Below are 18,065 nucleotides of genomic sequence, written 5' to 3' on the forward strand. Positions count from 1 at the left end.
ACAGTGCGGGATGTGGCGAGGTTACTTCCTGCGTTGAATGAAATCGCGAATGCGCTCAGCCGCTTCCACGCACTCCGCCAGTGGTGCAACCAATGCCATGCGAACGCGCCCGGCGCCTGGGTTGACGCCGTCCACCTCCCGCGACAGGTACGAGCCGGGTACTACGGTCACGTGTTCTTGCACAAACAGATCGCGACAGAAGGCGGCGTCGTCACCCTCAACATTCGGCCACAGGTAGAAACCACCATCGGGGGCTTGTACGTCCAGCACCGGCTTGAGGATCGCCAGCACGGCGTCGAATTTTTCCCGATACAGGTCGCGGTTGGCCTGGACGTGGGCTTCGTCCTGCCAGGCGGCGATGCTTGCCAGTTGGGTTTGCACGGGCATCGCGCAGCCGTGGTAGGTGCGGTACAGCAGGAAGGCCTTGAGGATGTCGGCGTCGCCGGCCACGAAGCCGGAACGCAGGCCCGGCAGGTTGGAGCGCTTGGACAGGCTGTGGAACACCACGCAGCGTTTGAAGTCCTGGCGGCCGAGTTCGACGCAGGCGCTCAACAGGCCCGGCGGCGGGCTTTGTTCGTCGAAGTACAGCTCGCTGTAGCACTCGTCGGCGGCAATCACGAAGTCGTATTCGTCGGCCAGGGCGATGAGCTTTTTCAGCGTGTCGACCGGGATCAGCGCGCCGGTCGGGTTGCCGGGGGAGCACAGGAACAGGATCTGGCAGCGCTTCCAGACGTCTGGCGACACGGCGTCGAAATCCGGGTTGAAGCCATTGGCGTCCAGGCACGGCAGGTAGTGCGGCTTGGCGCCGGCCAGGAACGCCGCGCCTTCATATATCTGGTAGAACGGGTTCGGGCTTACCACCAGCGCGTCGTCACTGCGATTGACCACGGCTTGGGTGAAGGCGAACAGTGCCTCGCGGGTGCCGTTGACCGGCAGGATGTTACGCGCCGGGTCCAGCCAGCCCTTGGGTACATTGAAGCGGCGTTCGCACCAGGCCGCGATGGCTTCGCGCAGCGCCGCAATGCCCAGGGTGGTCGGGTACACCGCCATCTGGTCGAGGTTATTGCTCAACGCCTCGGCGACGAAGGTCGGCGATTTATGCTTGGGCTCGCCGATGGACAGCGCGATCGGACGTTTGTCCGGGTTCGGCGTGACGCTGCCGAGCAGGGCGCGCAATTTTTCGAACGGGTAGGGCTGCAACTGGTTCAGGGCGTTGTTCATCGGTGGATCTCGTGCAAGGCGTTAAAAACTGGGCGGGTATCAAATCGTCAGGCGCGTCAGCTCGACCCCGGGCTCCTGGTGAACGCTCAACTGCTGGACGATTGCATCCTGCAGGCGGCGGCACAGTTCGGGGTCGGACAGCGGCTGGTTGTCGGCGTCGGTAATGAAGAACACGTCTTCCACGCGCTCGCCGAGGGTCGCAATCTTGGCGTTCTGCAACGACAGGTCGAACTCCAGGAAAATCCCGCCGATCCGCGCCAGCAGGCCCGGGCGATCCGGCGCGCTGAGTTCCAGCACGGTTACCGGGCGCTGGGCGTCGTTGGAAATGGTCACCTGGGGCGCAAACGCAAAATGCTTGAGCTGGCGTGGCACGCGGCGCTGGATGATGGTCGGGTAGTCGTCTGGGTTGCGCAAGGCTTCGGTCAGGCCTTCGCGGATCTTTTTCACCCGCGCCGGGTTATCGCCGATGGACTCGCCCTCGGTGTCGAGCACGATGTAGGTGTCGAGGGTGAACTGGCTGCTGGAGGTGATGACCCGGGCGTCGTGGATGTTCAGGTTGAGCTGGTCCATGGCCGCTACGGTCACGGCGAAGAAGTCGTGCTGGTCGGGGGCGTAGATGAAAATCTGCGTGCCGCCTTCGAACTCGCGTTGGGTCGTCTCTTTGATCAGCACCAGCGGGCCGCCATCGGCCGGTTGCTGCAGGATTGCATCGCTGTGCCAGGCCACGTCGCCGGCGGTGTGGCGCAGGAAGTAATCGTCGCCCAGTTGCGACCACAATTGTTCGACGTCGTCCGGGTCGTTGCCGCCGCGCACCAGGATATCCAGGGCCGCGCTTTGGGTGCGGCGGATCTGTTCTTCGCGGTCCACCGGGTTTTCCAGGCCCCGGCGCAGGGCGCGCTTGGTCTCGGTGTACAGCTGGCGCAACAGGCTCGCGCGCCAGGAGTTCCAGAGGGTCGGGTTGGTGGCATTGATATCGGAAACCGTCAGCACATACAGGTAGTCGAGACGGGTTTCATCGCCGACGATCCCGGCGAAGTCGTGGATCACCTGCGGGTCGGACAGGTCCTTGCGCTGGGCGGTCGTCGACATCACCAGATGGTTCTGCACCAGCCAGACAATCAGGCGGCTGTCCCACAACGGCAACTGGTGACGCTGGCAGAACGCCTCGGCATCGACTGCACCGACTTCCGAGTGATCGCCGTGGCGGCCTTTGCCGATGTCGTGGTACAGGCCGGCCAGGTAGATCAGTTCGGGTTTGGGCAGCTTGGCCATCAGCTTACTGGCCAGCGGGAATTTCTCTGACACCTGGGTGTACTGCAGCTTACGCAGGTGCTTGATCAGGTTCAGGGTGTGGGCGTCGACGGTGTAGATGTGGAACAGGTCGTGCTGCATCTGCCCGACGATAAAACCGAACTCCGGCAGGTAACGCCCGAGGATGCCGTAGCGGTTCATCCGCCGCAGGTTGCGGTGGATGCCGATCTTGCACTTGAACAGCTCGATGAACAGGCTGGTGTTGCGGATGTCGTTGCGAAAGTCATCGTCGATCAGGTGACGGTTTTCTCGCAGCAGGCGAATCGTGTCGGCGCGCACGCCTTTGATTTCCGGCTGCTGGGCCATCAGCACGAAAATTTCCAGCATGGCAAACGGCGTGCGGCGGAACACGTTGTCGTTGCGCGCCTCGATATAGCCGTCGTGCAGCTGGAAACGCGGGTTGATCGGCTGCGGCGGCGCTTCGTCTTCCGGGGCCAGGATCACTTCTTCGAAGTGCTGGATGATCAGGTCGCTGAGCTGGGCGATGCTCATGACCACCCGGTAGTACTGCTGCATGAAACTTTCGATGCTGGTCTTCGCGTCTTCGCCCTCGAAACCCAGCAGGGTGGCGATGGAGCGCTGATGGTCGAACAGCAGGCGGTCTTCGGCGCGCCCGGCGAGCATGTGCAGGGCGTAGCGCACTTTCCAGAGGAATTCCTGGGACGAGGCGAGCAGGGCGTTTTCGCTTTCCACCAGAAAGCCTTCACCGGCCAGGGCGCGCAGGTTCAGGGTGCCGTACTGGCGACGGGCGACCCACAAAATCGTCTGGATATCGCGCAAGCCCCCGGGGGAGCCTTTGACGTTGGGTTCCAGGTTGTATTCGGTGTCGTTGTACTTGTGGTGCCGGGCTTTCTGCTCGGCGCGCTTGGCCAGGAAGAACTCCTTGCTCGGCCACATGTGCGCGGTGCTGGTGACTTCGAGCATGCGTTGGCGCAGACGCTCGGGACCGGCGATGGTGCGGCTTTCCATCAGGTTGGTGATGACGGTGAGGTCGGCGCGGGCTTCTTCGCCGCATTCGGCCACCGAGCGCACGCTCTGGCCGACTTCCAGGCCGATGTCCCACAGCAGCGTCAGAAAACGCTCGATGGAATCGCGAAAGATCTCATGGTCGGCGCTGTCCAGCAGGATCAGCAGGTCGATGTCCGAGTAGGGGTGCAGCTCGCCGCGACCGTAGCCGCCGACCGCCACCAGGGCGATATCGGCGTCTTCGCTCCAACTGAACTGTTCCCAGGCCTTTTGCAGGATGTTATCGACGAACCAGGCACGGTCCTCGATCAGCCGACGGATGTCCCGGCCGCTGCGAAAGCGCTCGTCGAGCACCTCGCGGGCCTGGCGGATAGCCTTCTTGAAGGCGGCGATAGGGCTGGCCTTCAGCGCCAGTTCGGCCTGGAACTGGCCACGGTCGAAGAGTTCGGGATCCACCTGGGGCATCGTTCGGCTTTCCTTTCTATCTATCAGTCAGTCACAACACAGTCTGGGAAAACCAGGGCAGCCGTTACGCCGAGATGCGTGGGATGGTGTCGTCCGCGCGCAGGGTGAAGATCTCGTAGCCGGTGTCGGTGACCAGCAGGGTGTGTTCCCACTGGGCGGAGAGCTTGCGGTCCTTGGTGATGGCGGTCCAGCCGTCGCCCAGCACCTTGGTGTCGGCCTTGCCCTGGTTGATCATCGGCTCGATGGTAAAGGTCATGCCGGCTTTGAGTTCCATGCCGGTGCCGGCGCGGCCGTAGTGCAGGATCTGCGGCTCTTCGTGGAACACCTTGCCGATGCCGTGGCCGCAGAACTCACGGACCACCGAGAAGCCGTTCTTTTCAGCGTGCTTCTGGATCACTTCACCGATATCGCCCAGGCGGCAGCCGGGTTTGACGATTTCAATGGCCTTGTACATGCATTCCTGGGTCACCTGGGACAGGCGCTCGGCCCAGACCGGCACGGTGCCGACATGGAACATGCGGCTGGTATCGCCGTGGTAGCCGTCTTTGATGACGGTGACGTCGATGTTCAGGGTGTCGCCGTCTTTCAGCGGTTTGTCGCCGGGAATCCCGTGGCAGACCACGTGGTTGATCGAGGTGCAGATCGACTTGGGGAAGCCCTTGTAGTTCAGCGGGGCAGGGATAGCTTTTTGCACGTCGACTATATAGTCGTGGCAAATGCGGTCCAGCGTTTCGGTGGTGACGCCGGGCTTGACGTGTTCGGCAATCATTTCCAGCACGTCGGCCGCCAGTTTGCCGGCAACGCGCATGCCGGCAATGTCTTCGGCGGTTTTCAAGGTAACGGTCATACAGGCTCTCTCTCTAGCGCGAGGCGCTGAAATCAATACGGTTTACGGGTGTGCGACAAAAGGTTGCAGAATTCGCACAAGCCCTGAAAAACGCGATTCTACCAGACGCGGGCGGCAAACCATGAGCGTCTGGCCATCGGTTATCTCTATAAGGTGGGGCTATAGTGGCGCGATTCAAAGGGTTGCGCAAAAGTCGTTGGCGGCAAATGTGATTGCGGGTTTCGTTTTTTCCCTTCGTGTGGTATAAAATGCGCCGCTTTCCGGGGATACCCCGCGAAGCTTAAATCCACACACGTGTCGACACGATGACCTGGGTGCCGGAGGCCTTGATGCCGCTGGTTGGTCATTGGGATACGTGGAGGCCAAACCCGACTTATTAAGGAACTATCATGTCCCAAGTCAACATGCGCGATATGCTGAAGGCCGGTGTGCACTTCGGTCACCAGACCCGTTACTGGAACCCGAAAATGGGTAAATACATTTTCGGCGCGCGTAACAAGATCCACATCATCAACCTTGAAAAAACCCTGCCAATGTTCAACGAAGCTCTGACTTTCGTAGAGCGTCTGGCCCAGGGCAAAAACAAGATTCTGTTCGTCGGCACCAAGCGTTCCGCTGGCAAGATCGTTGCTGAAGAAGCAGCACGTTGCGGTTCGCCGTACGTCGATCACCGCTGGTTGGGCGGCATGCTCACCAACTTCAAAACCATCCGTGCTTCCATCAAGCGTCTGCGTGACCTTGAAGTGCAAGCCGAAGACGGTACTTTCGCCAAGCTGACCAAGAAAGAGGCGCTGATGCGTACTCGCGACCTGGAAAAGCTCGATCGTTCCCTGGGTGGTATCAAGGACATGGGCGGTCTGCCTGACGCACTGTTCGTTATCGACGTTGATCACGAGCGCATTGCGATCACCGAAGCCAACAAGCTGGGCATCCCTGTTATCGGCGTAGTCGATACCAACAGCAGCCCAGAAGGCGTTGACTACATCATCCCAGGCAACGATGACGCCATCCGCGCTATCCAGCTGTACATGGGTTCGATGGCTGACGCTGTCATCCGCGGTCGCAACCACGTTGCTGGTGGTACCGAGCAGTTCGCTGAAGAAGCTCCGGTAGCCGCAGCTGAGTAATTGACGCCCTGGCGTTGACTCAGTAAGCAAAAAGGGGGCTTGGCCCCCTTTTTGCCCCCTCGAAAACCATTTGTCGGCAGCGCAGCTACAACATCTGTAACGTGCAGCGGCCTACAAGGGTGATTCGGGAAGAATTGATCGCCCGTTTGATCGGGTGGAATGGTTGAAAACCTATCCAAGAGGATTTTGAAATGGCAGAGATTACTGCAGCGTTGGTTAAAGAACTGCGTGAGCGTACCGGCGAAGGCATGATGGATTGCAAAAAAGCCTTGACCAAGGCTGGCGGCGACATCGAAAAAGCCATTGATGACATGCGTGCTTCGGGCGCCATCAAGGCTGCCAAGAAAGCAGGCAACGTTGCTGCTGAAGGCGCCATCGCGCTGAAAGAAGACGGTAAATCCGCAGTTCTGCTGGAAGTGAACTCGCAGACCGACTTCCTGGCTCTGCAGGACGACTTCAAGGCATTTGTTGCTGCCAGCATTGAGAAAGCGTTCGCTGACAAGCTGACTGACGCCGCTCCGCTGATCGCCGCTCAAGAAGCTGATCGCCTGGTACTGGTCGGCAAGGTTGGCGAAAACGTCAACATCCGTCGCCTGGCTCGCGTTGAAGGTGATGTTGTCGGTGGTTACCTGCACGGCAACAAGATCGGCGTTGTGGTTGCCCTTAAAGGCGGCAGCGTTGAGCTGGCCAAAGACATCGCTATGCACGTAGCGGCCAGCAACCCTGAATTCCTGCTGCCATCGGAAGTGTCCGCTGAAGCCATCGAACGCGAAAAAGCCGTGTTCCTGAGCCTCAACGCTGACAAGATCGCGGGCAAGCCAGAAAACATCGTTGAAAACATGATCAAAGGCCGTATCAGCAAGTTCCTGGCTGAAGCGAGCCTGGTTGAGCAGGCGTTCGTCAAGAACCCTGAAATCAAGGTTGGCGAACTGGCCAAGAAAGCCGGTGCTGAAATCGTTTCCTTCACTTACTACAAAGTAGGCGAAGGCATCGAGAAGCCGGTCGACAACTTCGCTGAAGAAGTTGCTGCCCAGCTGGCTGCCGCCAAGCAATAAGACGGTTTTCAACTGTCGCCCGAAAGAGGCTGCCCGCTCACGCGCGCAGCCTCTTTTCAAATGGGAAGGCTAATTTTATTTGGCTTCCCTTCGGAACTGGCTTACAAAGCCGTGTTCCGATGGCGCTGTGATAGCGTCCAGCTAGAGTGAACGCAAGCCGTAAACGGCTCGCCAAGAATTTTTTAAAATACGCCGCAGGAGAGATTCGCAATGGCTCAGCAGGGCAGTGGTTATCAGGCTCGCTATAAACGCATTCTACTCAAGCTCAGCGGCGAGGCCCTGATGGGCTCGGAAGAGTTCGGGATCGATCCCAAGGTACTCGACCGCATGGCGCTGGAAGTTGGCCAATTGGTCGGCATCGGCGTGCAGGTCGGCCTGGTGATTGGCGGTGGCAACCTGTTCCGCGGTGCCGCACTGAGTGCGGCGGGCATGGACCGGGTCACCGGCGACCACATGGGCATGCTGGCCACTGTGATGAACGCCCTGGCCATGCGCGATGCGCTGGAGCGCGCCAACATCTCGGCGATCGTGATGTCGGCTATTTCCATGGTAGGCGTGACCGATCACTATGACCGTCGCAAAGCCATGCGCCACCTGAACGCCAAGGAAGTGGTCATCTTCGCCGCCGGTACCGGCAACCCGTTCTTCACCACCGACTCGGCCGCATGCCTGCGTGCGATTGAAATCGATGCTGACGTCGTGTTGAAAGCGACCAAAGTCGACGGCGTATACACTGCAGATCCATTCAAAGACCCGCATGCCGAGAAGTTCGATCATCTGACCTACGATGAAGTGCTGGATCGCAAGCTGGGCGTGATGGACCTGACGGCAATTTGCCTGTGCCGCGACCACAAGATGCCGCTGCGCGTATTTAACATGAACAAGCCCGGCGCCCTGCTGAACATCGTACACGGCGGCGCGGAAGGCACTCTGATCGAGGAAGGCCAACAATGATCAACGAAATCAAGAAAGACGCCCAAGCGCGTATGCACAAATCCCTGGAGTCTCTGGCCCATGCATTCGGCCAGATTCGTACAGGCAAGGCGCACCCCAGCATTCTGGGTAGCGTGATGGTGCCGTACTACGGTGCCGACACCTCCATCACCCAAGTGGCCAATATCACCGTAAAAGACTCGCGCACCCTGCAAGTCGTTGCCTTCGAGCGCAACATGCTCGCGGCGGTCGACAAGGCGATCCAGAGCGCCGGCCTGAACCTCAACCCGACCAACCTGGGCGAGTTGCTGCTGATTTCCATGCCTGCCCTGACTGAAGAAACCCGCAAGGGCTTCACCAAGCAGGCGCGCAGCGCAGCAGAAGATGCACGTGTTGCCGTGCGCAACATCCGTCGCGATGCCCTGGGCGAGCTGAAGAAGCTGGTCAAGGACAAGGAAATCAGCGAAGACGAAGAGCGCCGTGCGGCGGCTGACATCCAGAAGCTGACCGACAAGGCCGAAGCTGATATCGATGCGGCCACCAAGCAAAAAGAAGCGGACTTGATGGCCGTATAAGGGTCAGGGCGCTTTCATGGAAAAGACCAAGCAGACTGTGCCCTCCGTGGTGCCGCGCCATGTCGCGATCATCATGGATGGGAATAATCGCTGGGCGAAAAAACGCTTCCTGCCTGGCGTCGCCGGGCACAAAGCGGGTGTCGATGCGGTACGGGCAGTGATCGAGGTGTGCGCCGAGGCCAAGGTCGAAGTATTGACCTTGTTCGCGTTTTCCAGTGAAAACTGGCAGCGCCCGGCCGAGGAAGTCAGTGCCTTGATGGATCTGTTCTTCAGGGCTCTGCGTCGTGAGGCCAAGCGCCTCAACGACAACAACATCACGCTGCGCATCATTGGTGATCGCTCGCGGTTCCACCCGGAGCTGCAAGCGGCCATGCGTGAGGCCGAAGCCATTACCGCCGGCAGTAACCGTTTTGTGCTGCAGATTGCTGCCAACTACGGTGGTCAGTGGGACATCGCCCAGGCTGCGCAACGGCTTGCCCGCGAAGTGCAGGCCGGCCACCTGCAGCCGGACGAAATCACGCCCGAACTGTTGCAGACCTGCCTGGTTACCGGCGACCTGCCGCTGCCGGACTTGTGCATCCGTACCGGTGGCGAGCACCGCATCAGTAATTTCCTGTTGTGGCAGTTGGCCTATACCGAGCTGTATTTCTCCGACCTGTTCTGGCCGGACTTCAAACACGATGCCATGCGTAAAGCGCTGGCCGATTTCGCTTCCCGTCAGCGTCGCTTCGGTAAAACGAGCGAGCAGATCGAAGCTGGAGCCCGGGTTTAATGCTTAAACAACGAATCATCACTGCACTGATCCTGCTGCCGATTGCCTTGTGTGGCTTTTTTCTGCTCGACGGATCCGGCTTTGCGCTGTTCATCGGCCTGGTCGTGACGCTTGGTGCCTGGGAATGGGCGCGCCTGGCCGGCTTCAGTGCGCAGTTGCCGCGGGTGGTGTATGCCGCCATCGTGGCGCTGTTGCTGTTCCTGATGTACATCCTCCCCGATCTCGCTCCTTGGGTGTTGGGTGCGGCGGTGCTGTGGTGGGCGTTGGCGACCTTCCTGGTGTTGACTTATCCGCGCACCAGCAGCCAGTGGTCCAGTGTTGCCTGCAAGCTGGTGATCGGCTTGTTGATTCTGCTGCCGGCCTGGCAAGGGCTGGTGGAGATCAAGCGTTTTCCGATCGGCAATGAGTTGATCCTGGCGGTGATGGTGTTGGTCTGGGGTGCCGATATCGGTGCCTACTTCTCCGGTCGGGCCTTCGGCAAGCGCAAGCTGGCGCCGGCGGTCAGCCCGGGCAAGAGCTGGGAGGGCGTGTACGGCGGCCTGGCCTTGACCTTGGTGATCACGCTCGTGGTTGGTGTTGTGCGTGGCTGGTCGGTGAAAGAGCTGTGCCTGGCCTTGCTGGGCGCGGCCATCGTCGTATTGATCTCGGTCGTGGGCGACCTCACCGAGAGCATGTTCAAGCGCCAGGCCGGGATCAAGGACAGCAGCAATCTGTTGCCGGGCCATGGCGGCGTGCTGGACCGTATCGACAGTCTGACCGCTGCGATCCCGATCTTTGCCGTGCTGTTGTGGATGGCTGCGTCGTGAGCCGCCTGCAACAGGTCACCGTGCTGGGTGCGACCGGCTCGGTAGGGTTGAGCGCCCTGGATGTGATCGCGCGCCACCCGGAACGCTATCAAGTTTTCGCATTGACCGGCTTCTCTCGCCTGACTGAGCTGCTGGCGTTGTGCGTGCGCCATGCGCCACGTTTTGCCGTCGTGCCTGGGGTCGCCGCCGCGCGAGGCTTGCAGGATGACCTGCGCGCCGCCGGCCTGGCTACTCAGGTGCTGGTGGGCGAGGAAGGGTTGTGCCAGGTGTCGGCCGATGCCGAGGTGGATGCCGTGGTGGCGGCCATCGTCGGCGCCGCTGGCTTGCGCCCGACCCTGGCCGCCGTCGATGCGGGCAAGAAGATCCTGCTGGCTAATAAAGAAGCGTTGGTCATGTCCGGCACGCTCTTTATGCAGGCGGTGCGCAAGAGCGGGGCGGTATTGCTGCCGCTCGACAGTGAGCACAACGCGATTTTCCAGTGCATGCCCGGCGATTTTGCCCGCGGCCTGAGCCAGGTCGGTGTACGCCGGATTTTGCTGACAGCATCCGGTGGGCCTTTTCGCAAAACTCCGCTGGCGGACCTGGAGCATGTGTCTCCGGATCAGGCGTGCGCCCATCCGAACTGGTCCATGGGGCGCAAGATCTCCGTGGATTCGGCCAGCATGATGAACAAGGGCCTGGAGTTGATCGAGGCCTGCTGGTTGTTCGATGCGCGGCCCGATCAGGTCGAGGTGGTGATTCATCCGCAAAGTGTGATTCATTCCCTGGTCGACTATGTGGATGGCTCGGTGCTGGCGCAGTTGGGTAACCCCGACATGCGGACGCCGATCGCCAATGCCCTGGCCTGGCCTGAGCGGATCGATTCTGGTGTTGCACCGTTGGACCTGTTCGCGATTGCACGCCTGGACTTCGAGGCGCCGGACGAGCAGCGCTTTCCATGCCTGCGCCTGGCGCGGCAAGCCGCGGAGGCGGGCAACAGCGCGCCGGCGATGCTCAATGCGGCTAACGAGGTGGCGGTGGCGGCGTTTCTCGAACAGCGCATCCGCTTTCCGCAGATCGCGAGTATCATCGAGGATGTTCTGAGTCTTGAACCCGTGGTGGCTGTGAATGATCTGGGGGCAGTGTTCGAGGCGGATGCCAAGGCCCGCGCCCTGGCCGAACAATGGTTGAACCGCAACGCGCGTTAGTCTTTGGGCGTGTTTGCGTCTTCAGGCACTGGATTGGAATGCGGAGAAATTAGATGAGTGCGCTTTACATGATTGTCGGCACCCTGGTTGCTCTGGGTGTGCTGGTTACCTTCCACGAGTTCGGCCACTTCTGGGTGGCGCGTCGTTGCGGCGTCAAGGTACTGCGCTTTTCCGTTGGTTTCGGCATGCCGTTGCTGCGTTGGCACGACCGCCGCGGCACCGAGTTCGTGATCGCGGCCATCCCCTTGGGCGGCTACGTCAAGATGCTCGATGAGCGCGAAGGCGAAGTGCCGGCGGATCAACTGGATCAGTCCTTCAATCGCAAGACCGTTCGTCAGCGCATCGCTATTGTCGCCGCCGGCCCGATCGCCAATTTCCTGTTGGCCATGGTGTTCTTCTGGTTCCTGGCCATGCTCGGCAGCGAACAGATACGTCCGGTGATCGGCGCGGTTGAAGCGGACAGCATGGCGGCGAAGGCGGGATTGGTCGCCGGGCAGGAAATTGTTTCCATTGATGGCGAACCAACCACCGGTTGGGGTGCGGTCAATTTGCAGTTGGTACGTCGCCTGGGCGAAAGCGGCACCGTCAAGGTGGTGGTGCGCGAGCAGGACTCTTCCGCCGAGACCCCGCGTGAACTGGCCCTCGACCATTGGCTCAAGGGGGCCGATGAGCCGGACCCGATCAAGTCCCTGGGCATTCGCCCATGGCGCCCGGCCTTGCCGCCGGTGCTCGCCGAGCTTGACCCGAAAGGCCCGGCCCAGGCCGCAGGTCTGAAAACCGGCGACCGCCTGCTGGCCCTCGATGGCCAGGCGCTGGGCGACTGGCAGCAAGTGGTCGACCTGGTGCGTGTACGGCCTGATACCAAAATTGTGCTGAAAGTTGAGCGCGATGGTGCTCAAATCGACGTCCCCGTAACCCTGGCGGTTCGCGGGGAAGCCAAGGCGGCCGGGGGTTACCTCGGTGCCGGCGTGAAAAGCCCGGAGTGGCCGCCGTCGATGATGCGCGAAGTCAGTTTCGGGCCGTTGGCGGCAATTGGCGAGGGTGCGAAACGCACTTGGACCATGAGCGTGCTGACTCTCGAATCGCTCAAGAAAATGTTGTTCGGCGAGCTCTCGGTAAAAAACTTGAGTGGGCCGATAACCATTGCTAAAGTGGCGGGCGCTTCTGCCCAGTCGGGTGTCGCGGATTTCCTGAATTTCCTGGCTTATCTGAGTATTAGCCTGGGTGTTCTGAATTTGTTGCCCATTCCAGTATTGGATGGGGGGCATCTGTTGTTTTATCTGGTCGAGTGGGTGCGTGGTCGCCCCTTGTCGGATCGGGTGCAGGGTTGGGGGATACAGATCGGTATCAGTTTGGTGGTCGGGGTGATGTTGTTAGCCTTGGTCAACGATCTGGGACGACTGTAACGCTTCGCTGAATTGCGAATCTGCCGCATTTTGCGGCAGTTTGTTTATTGCCAGTTGGAATAAGAAAGGACTTCATGAAACGTCTGCTGCTAACTGCGGTTCTCACCGTATTGATGATCGCCGAAGTTCACGCCGAGTCCTTCACTATCTCCGATATTCGCGTCAACGGCCTCCAGCGGGTTTCCGCGGGTAGCGTCTTTGGTGCCTTGCCGTTGAACGTCGGGGAACAGGCTGATGACCGTCGCCTGGTGGAATCCACTCGTGCGCTGTTCAAAACGGGGTTCTTTCAAGATATCCAACTGGGTCGCGAAGGTAACGTCCTGGTCATCACCGTCGTCGAGCGACCTTCCGTCGCCAGTATCGAGATCGAGGGTAACAAGGCGATCTCCACTGAAGACCTGATGAAGGGCCTCAAGCAATCCGGCCTGGCCGAGGGCGAGATCTTCCAGCGCGCCACCCTCGAGGGTGTGCGTAACGAGCTGCAACGCCAGTACGTTGCCCAGGGCCGCTACTCCGCGACCGTGGAAACGGAAGTGGTCCCGCAGCCTCGTAACCGTGTCGGCCTCAAGGTCAACATCAACGAAGGCACCGTGGCGGCCATTCAGCACATCAACGTGGTGGGCAACACCAAGTTCCCTGATGAAGACCTGATCGGCCTGTTCGAGCTCAAGACCACCAACTGGCTGTCGTTCTTCAAGAACGACGACAAGTACGCCCGTGAAAAACTCTCCGGTGACCTGGAGCGCTTGCGTTCCTACTACCTGGACCGTGGCTATATCAACATGGATATCGCTTCGACCCAGGTGTCCATCACCCCTGACAAGAAGCATGTGTACATTACCGTCAACGTCAACGAGGGTGAGAAGTACAAGGTCCGCGACGTCAAGCTCAGCGGCGACTTGAAAGTGCCTGAAGACCAGGTCAAGGCCCTGTTGCTGGTGCAGAAAGACCAGGTGTTCTCGCGCAAGCTGATGACCACCACGTCCGAACTGATCACCCGTCGCCTGGGTAACGAAGGCTATACCTTCGCCAACGTCAACGGCGTGCCGACTCCGCACGATGACGACCACACCGTGGACATCACCTTCGTGGTCGACCCGGGCAAGCGTGCCTACGTGAACCGCATCAACTTCCGTGGCAACACCAAGTCTGCGGACGAAGTGCTGCGTCGTGAAATGCGTCAGATGGAAGGTGGCTGGGCGTCGACCTACCTGATCGACCAGTCCAAGACCCGTCTTGAACGTCTGGGCTTCTTCAAGGAAGTCAACGTCGAAACCCCAGCCGTACCGGGTGTGGACGACCAGGTTGACGTGAACTACGCCGTTGAAGAACAAGCCTCGGGCTCGATCACCGCCAGCGTCGGTTTCGCACAGAGTGCCGGCCTGATCCTCGGTGGTTCGATCACCCAGAACAACTTCCTCGGTACTGGTAACAAGGTTTCCATCGGCTTGACCCGCAGCGAATACCAGAGCCGCTATAACTTCGGTTATGTCGACCCCTACTGGACCGCTGACGGTGTGAGCCTGGGCTACAACGCCTTCTATCGCACCACCGACTACAAAGACCTCGACGTCAACGTTGCCAGCTATGCGATCGACAGCCTGGGTGCTGGCGTCAACATCGGTTACCCGATCAGTGAGACCTCGCGTCTGACCTTCGGCCTGACCGCGCAGCAGGATGAGATCAAGACCGGTGTGTACACCGTGGATGAGATCTTCGACTTCACCCGTCGCGAAGGCGACAAGTTCCTGAACTTCAAGGCGTCTGCCGGCTGGTCCGAGTCGACCCTGAACAAAGGCGTACTGGCCACCCGCGGTCACTCCCAGAGCGTGACCCTGGAAGCCACCACGCCGGGCAGCGACCTGTCGTTCTTCAAGCTCGACTACCGTGGCCAGTTGTTCCAGCCTTTGAGCGACAACTACACCATGCGCCTGCACACTGAACTGGGCTATGGCGACGGTTATGGTTCGACCAACGGCTTGCCGTTCTATGAGAACTACTATGCAGGTGGTTTCAACTCGGTTCGCGGCTTCAAGGACAGCACCTTGGGTCCTCGTGGTACCCCTAGCCGTGGCGCTGGCGTGACCGGTAACACCGGTACCGTGGCGGATACGGACACTAGCGCACTGCCATTCGGTGGTAACGTGCTGATCCAGGGTGGTGCCGAGATCCTGTTCCCACTGCCGTTCGTGAAAGATCAGCGGTCCCTGCGTACTTCGGTTTTCTGGGATGTGGGTAACGTATTCGACTCCAAGTGCGATCAGGTCACCAACCCGACTGGCGTGAAGTCCAATACCCAGTGTAACGAAGTAAGCCTCAGCAACCTGGCGAGCTCCGTAGGTGTTGGCGTGACGTGGGTGACTGCGCTTGGTCCGTTGAGCTTTGCTCTGGCTATGCCAATCAAGAAACCGGATAACGCTGAAACCCAGATTTTCCAATTCTCCCTCGGCCAGACGTTCTAAGCGTCTGACCCAAGATAACGACAACGGATCTGTAGGAGTACATCGTGCGTAAGTTGACTCAATTGGTTCTGCTGGCCACTGTGCTGGTAACCACCCCGGCCTTCGCCGAGATGAAAATCGCCGTCCTGAACTATCAGATGGCCCTGCTGGAATCCGACGCGGCCAAGAAGTACGCGGTGGATGCCGAGAAGAAGTTCGGTCCGCAACTGACCAAGCTCAAAACGTTGGAAAGCAGTGCCAAGGGCATCCAGGATCGTCTGGTAGCCGGTGGCGACAAGATGCAGCAAGGCGAGCGCGAGCGCCTGGAGCTTGAATTCAAGCAAAAGGCCCGTGACTACCAGTTCCAGTCCAAGGAGCTGAACGAAGCCAAGGCTGTTGCCGACCGCGAAATGCTCAAGCAGCTCAAGCCGAAACTCGACAGCGCTGTGGAAGAAGTCATCAAGAAAGGTGCCTTTGACCTGGTGTTCGAGCGCGGCGCCGTGATTGACGTCAAGCCTCAATACGACATCACCCGCCAGGTGATCGAGCGCATGAACCAGCTGAAGTAAGCCATGACCGCGACTATCAAGCTCGGCGAGTTGGCCGAGTTCCTGGGAGCCACCTTGCGTGGTTCCCCGGAGAAAGAAATCACTGGGCTAGCCACCTTGCAGGAGGCTGGCCCATCTCAGTTGAGCTTCCTCGCAAATCCCCAATACCGTAAATACCTGGCCGATAGCCAAGCCGCAGCCCTGCTGCTGAAGGCTGCTGACGCCGAGGGTTACGCCGGGGATGCGCTGGTGGTGCCTGATCCGTACCTCGCTTATGCGCGGGTATCCCACCTGTTCGATCCGAAACCCAAGGCGGCTGGAGGGATTCACCCGACGGCGGTGATCGCCGATGATGCCCAGGTTGATCCTGCGGCGAGCATTGGCGCCTTTGCCGTGATCGAAAGTGGCGCGCGCATTGGCGCCGGTGTCACCGTGGGCGCTCAGTGCTTTATCGGCGCACGCTGTGAAATCGGTGCCGATGGCTGGTTGGCGCCCCGCGTGACCCTGTACCACGATGTGCGTATCGGGCAGCGGGTGGTCATTCAGTCGGGCGCGGTGATCGGTGGTGAAGGCTTCGGTTTTGCCAATTCGAAAGGCGTTTGGCACAAGATTGCCCAGGTCGGCGGCGTATTGATCGGCGACGATGTGGAAATCGGCGTCAATACCGCTGTTGATCGCGGGGCTTTGGCCGATACCGTGATCGGTAATGGCGTGAAGCTCGATAACCAGATCCAGATTGCCCACAACGTACAGATTGGCGATCACACCGCCATGGCGGCCTGCGTAGGCATATCCGGCAGCACCAAGATCGGCAAGCATTGCATGCTCGCCGGTGGCGTAGGGCTGGTTGGGCACATCGATATTTGCGACAACGTCTTCATCACCGGCATGACCATGGTCACCCACTCGATTACCGAGCCCGGTGCCTATTCGTCCGGTACCGCCATGCAGCCTGCGGCTGAATGGCGCAAGAGTGCGGCGCGTTTGAGGCACATCGACGACATGGCTCGACGTCTCAAGCAGCTGGAAAAGCGTGTTGGGGACGTGACCCCTGGCGGTAATGCTTCATCAGAAGGCTGATACCATTTCCATATCAAGTGTGCACAGCCGCTAGACTGCCTCCTTGATTTGCTAGCGGGGCGTGCGTTTAGTCGCCCGCCCCCAATCTTTATTACAGGCTTCCCCCCGAAATGATGGACATCAACGAGATTCGCGAATACCTGCCTCACCGTTACCCGTTCCTGCTGGTGGACCGTGTAGTGGACCTCAATGTTGAGGAAAAGCGCATTCGTGCCTACAAGAATGTCAGCATCAACGAACCGTTCTTCAATGGCCACTTTCCCGCGCATCCGATCATGCCGGGCGTGTTGATCATCGAAGCAATGGCCCAGGCTGCCGGTATCCTTGGTTTCAAAATGCTCGACCTCAAGCCTGCCGACGGCACGCTTTATTATTTCGTGGGCTCCGACAAGTTGCGTTTCCGCAACCCGGTCACCCCGGGTGACCAGTTGATCCTGGAAGCCAAGTTCATCAGCTGCAAGCGCCAGATCTGGAAGTTCGAATGCCAGGCCTCGGTGGATGGCAAGCCGGTGTGCTCCGCCGAAATCATCTGCGCGGAACGCAAACTATGAGTTTGATTGACCCTCGCGCAATCATCGATCCGTCGGCCGTACTGGCCGCCGACGTTGAGGTCGGCCCTTGGTCGATCGTCGGCGCAGGTGTGGAAATCGGCGAGGGGACTGTCATCGGGCCGCACGTGATCCTCAAGGGACCGACCCGCATTGGCAGGCACAATCGCATCTATCAGTTTTCCTCGATAGGCGAAGACACCCCCGACATGAAGTACAAGGGGGAAGAAACACGCCTGGTAATCGGTGATCACAACATCATTCGTGAAGGCGTGACCATTCACCGTGGCACCGTGCAGGACCGTGCCGAGACCACGTTGGGTGATCACAACCTGGTCATGGCTTACGCGCATATCGGCCACGACAGTGTGATCGGCAACCACTGCATCCTGGTCAACAACACCGCGTTGGCAGGCCATGTACACGTTGACGATTGGGCGATCCTGTCCGGTTTCACCCTGGTGCATCAGTACTGCCACATCGGCGCCCATAGTTTTTCCGGCATGGGCACGGCTATCGGCAAGGATGTCCCGGCGTTCGTCACGGTGTTCGGCAACCCTGCCGAAGCCCGCAGCATGAACTTCGAAGGCATGCGCCGTCGTGGTTTCAGCGACGATGCGATCCACGCCCTGCGTCGCGCCTACAAGGTGGTTTACCGCCAGGGCCTGACGGTTGAGCAGGCATTGGCTGAACTGACCGAGCCGGCAATGTTGTTCCCGGAAGTCGCGGTGTTCCGTGACTCGATCCAGGCGTCGACCCGCGGCATCACGCGCTGAT

16 protein-coding genes are annotated in these 18,065 nt (G+C 59.8%); 13 read left to right on the forward strand and 3 right to left on the reverse strand.

The window, feature by feature from the left end; translation table 11 throughout:
* Window positions 1–21: 21 nt before the first annotated feature.
* The 3 genes from dapC to map all read right to left on the reverse strand — a co-directional run bounded on the left by dapC (window position 22) and on the right by map (window position 4,810).
* The gene (gene dapC / locus PverR02_RS06655; RefSeq protein WP_046490180.1) at window positions 22–1,221 is read right to left on the reverse strand and encodes a succinyldiaminopimelate transaminase; all 1,200 of its coding nucleotides are present in this window, start codon (window positions 1,219–1,221) and stop codon (window positions 22–24) included.
* Between the two features lie 39 nt (window positions 1,222–1,260).
* Window positions 1,261–3,963 carry a [protein-PII] uridylyltransferase gene (locus PverR02_RS06660; protein ID WP_046384468.1) on the reverse strand — a complete coding sequence of 901 codons (2,703 nt, stop codon included), beginning with the start codon at window positions 3,961–3,963 and terminating at the stop codon, window positions 1,261–1,263.
* 64 nt (window positions 3,964–4,027) lie between these two features.
* A complete protein-coding gene (gene map / locus PverR02_RS06665) occupies window positions 4,028–4,810 on the reverse strand; it encodes a type I methionyl aminopeptidase (RefSeq protein ID WP_017844739.1) in 783 nt (260 codons plus the stop codon).
* Window positions 4,811–5,199: 389 nt separating this feature from the next.
* Between map and rpsB the strand changes: the two genes are divergently transcribed.
* From rpsB to lpxA, 13 genes are all read left to right on the forward strand, one after another.
* Window positions 5,200–5,937 carry a 30S ribosomal protein S2 gene (gene rpsB / locus PverR02_RS06670; protein ID WP_017844740.1) on the forward strand — a complete coding sequence of 246 codons (738 nt, stop codon included), beginning with the start codon at window positions 5,200–5,202 and terminating at the stop codon, window positions 5,935–5,937.
* A gap of 191 nt (window positions 5,938–6,128) precedes the next feature.
* Window positions 6,129–6,992, forward strand: coding sequence for a translation elongation factor Ts (gene tsf / locus PverR02_RS06675; protein ID WP_046384467.1), 864 nt, complete (start codon window positions 6,129–6,131; stop codon window positions 6,990–6,992).
* A gap of 210 nt (window positions 6,993–7,202) precedes the next feature.
* Window positions 7,203–7,946, forward strand: a complete 744-nt coding sequence (gene pyrH, locus PverR02_RS06680) for a UMP kinase (RefSeq protein WP_003172271.1) — start codon at window positions 7,203–7,205, stop codon at window positions 7,944–7,946.
* A complete protein-coding gene (frr, locus tag PverR02_RS06685) occupies window positions 7,943–8,500 on the forward strand; it encodes a ribosome recycling factor (RefSeq protein WP_046384466.1) in 558 nt (185 codons plus the stop codon). The genes pyrH and frr overlap by 4 nt, the downstream gene beginning before the upstream one ends.
* Window positions 8,501–8,516: 16 nt before the next feature.
* Window positions 8,517–9,272: a polyprenyl diphosphate synthase gene (gene uppS / locus PverR02_RS06690; RefSeq protein ID WP_017844743.1), complete on the forward strand. Its 756-nt coding sequence runs from the start codon at window positions 8,517–8,519 to the stop codon at window positions 9,270–9,272.
* Entirely contained in the window at window positions 9,272–10,078 is an 807-nt protein-coding gene (locus tag PverR02_RS06695) for a phosphatidate cytidylyltransferase (RefSeq protein ID WP_017844744.1), read from the forward strand. Before uppS ends, PverR02_RS06695 begins: the two co-directional genes overlap by 1 nt.
* Entirely contained in the window at window positions 10,075–11,265 is a 1,191-nt protein-coding gene (ispC, locus tag PverR02_RS06700; RefSeq protein WP_017844745.1) for a 1-deoxy-D-xylulose-5-phosphate reductoisomerase, read from the forward strand. The genes PverR02_RS06695 and ispC overlap by 4 nt, the downstream gene beginning before the upstream one ends.
* Window positions 11,266–11,318: 53 nt before the next feature.
* Window positions 11,319–12,671: a sigma E protease regulator RseP gene (gene rseP / locus PverR02_RS06705; protein ID WP_017844746.1), complete on the forward strand. Its 1,353-nt coding sequence runs from the start codon at window positions 11,319–11,321 to the stop codon at window positions 12,669–12,671.
* 74 nt (window positions 12,672–12,745) lie between these two features.
* Window positions 12,746–15,133, forward strand: a complete 2,388-nt coding sequence (bamA, locus tag PverR02_RS06710) for an outer membrane protein assembly factor BamA (protein WP_046384464.1) — start codon at window positions 12,746–12,748, stop codon at window positions 15,131–15,133.
* A gap of 44 nt (window positions 15,134–15,177) precedes the next feature.
* Window positions 15,178–15,681: an OmpH family outer membrane protein gene (locus PverR02_RS06715; RefSeq protein ID WP_003172279.1), complete on the forward strand. Its 504-nt coding sequence runs from the start codon at window positions 15,178–15,180 to the stop codon at window positions 15,679–15,681.
* Window positions 15,682–15,684: 3 nt separating this feature from the next.
* Window positions 15,685–16,740 (forward strand): UDP-3-O-(3-hydroxymyristoyl)glucosamine N-acyltransferase, encoded by a 1,056-nt coding sequence (lpxD, locus tag PverR02_RS06720; protein ID WP_017844748.1) that lies wholly within the window; start codon window positions 15,685–15,687, stop codon window positions 16,738–16,740.
* A gap of 110 nt (window positions 16,741–16,850) precedes the next feature.
* Window positions 16,851–17,291: a 3-hydroxyacyl-ACP dehydratase FabZ gene (gene fabZ, locus PverR02_RS06725; protein WP_003172281.1), complete on the forward strand. Its 441-nt coding sequence runs from the start codon at window positions 16,851–16,853 to the stop codon at window positions 17,289–17,291.
* Complete coding sequence (lpxA, locus tag PverR02_RS06730) at window positions 17,288–18,064, forward strand: acyl-ACP--UDP-N-acetylglucosamine O-acyltransferase (protein ID WP_046384462.1); 777 nt, start codon at window positions 17,288–17,290, stop codon at window positions 18,062–18,064. The genes fabZ and lpxA overlap by 4 nt, the downstream gene beginning before the upstream one ends.
* Window position 18,065 lies beyond the last annotated feature (1 nt).

It is taken from the genome of Pseudomonas veronii (assembly GCF_002028325.1).
GTDB lineage: Bacteria > Pseudomonadota > Gammaproteobacteria > Pseudomonadales > Pseudomonadaceae > Aquipseudomonas > Aquipseudomonas veronii.

Excerpts from the sequence above, each read along its gene's own strand:
- dapC (WP_046490180.1), bottom strand. The coding sequence starts at position 1,221 with ATGAACAACGCCCTGAACCAGTTGCAGCCCTACCCGTTCGAAAAATTG.
- PverR02_RS06660 (WP_046384468.1), bottom strand. The coding sequence starts at position 3,963 with ATGCCCCAGGTGGATCCCGAACTCTTCGACCGTGGCCAGTTCCAGGCC.
- map (WP_017844739.1), bottom strand. The coding sequence starts at position 4,810 with ATGACCGTTACCTTGAAAACCGCCGAAGACATTGCCGGCATGCGCGTT.
- rpsB (WP_017844740.1), top strand. The coding sequence starts at position 5,200 with ATGTCCCAAGTCAACATGCGCGATATGCTGAAGGCCGGTGTGCACTTC.
- tsf (WP_046384467.1), top strand. The coding sequence starts at position 6,129 with ATGGCAGAGATTACTGCAGCGTTGGTTAAAGAACTGCGTGAGCGTACC.
- pyrH (WP_003172271.1), top strand. The coding sequence starts at position 7,203 with ATGGCTCAGCAGGGCAGTGGTTATCAGGCTCGCTATAAACGCATTCTA.
- frr (WP_046384466.1), top strand. The coding sequence starts at position 7,943 with ATGATCAACGAAATCAAGAAAGACGCCCAAGCGCGTATGCACAAATCC.
- uppS (WP_017844743.1), top strand. The coding sequence starts at position 8,517 with ATGGAAAAGACCAAGCAGACTGTGCCCTCCGTGGTGCCGCGCCATGTC.
- PverR02_RS06695 (WP_017844744.1), top strand. The coding sequence starts at position 9,272 with ATGCTTAAACAACGAATCATCACTGCACTGATCCTGCTGCCGATTGCC.
- rseP (WP_017844746.1), top strand. The coding sequence starts at position 11,319 with ATGAGTGCGCTTTACATGATTGTCGGCACCCTGGTTGCTCTGGGTGTG.
- bamA (WP_046384464.1), top strand. The coding sequence starts at position 12,746 with ATGAAACGTCTGCTGCTAACTGCGGTTCTCACCGTATTGATGATCGCC.
- lpxD (WP_017844748.1), top strand. The coding sequence starts at position 15,685 with ATGACCGCGACTATCAAGCTCGGCGAGTTGGCCGAGTTCCTGGGAGCC.
- fabZ (WP_003172281.1), top strand. The coding sequence starts at position 16,851 with ATGATGGACATCAACGAGATTCGCGAATACCTGCCTCACCGTTACCCG.
- lpxA (WP_046384462.1), top strand. The coding sequence starts at position 17,288 with ATGAGTTTGATTGACCCTCGCGCAATCATCGATCCGTCGGCCGTACTG.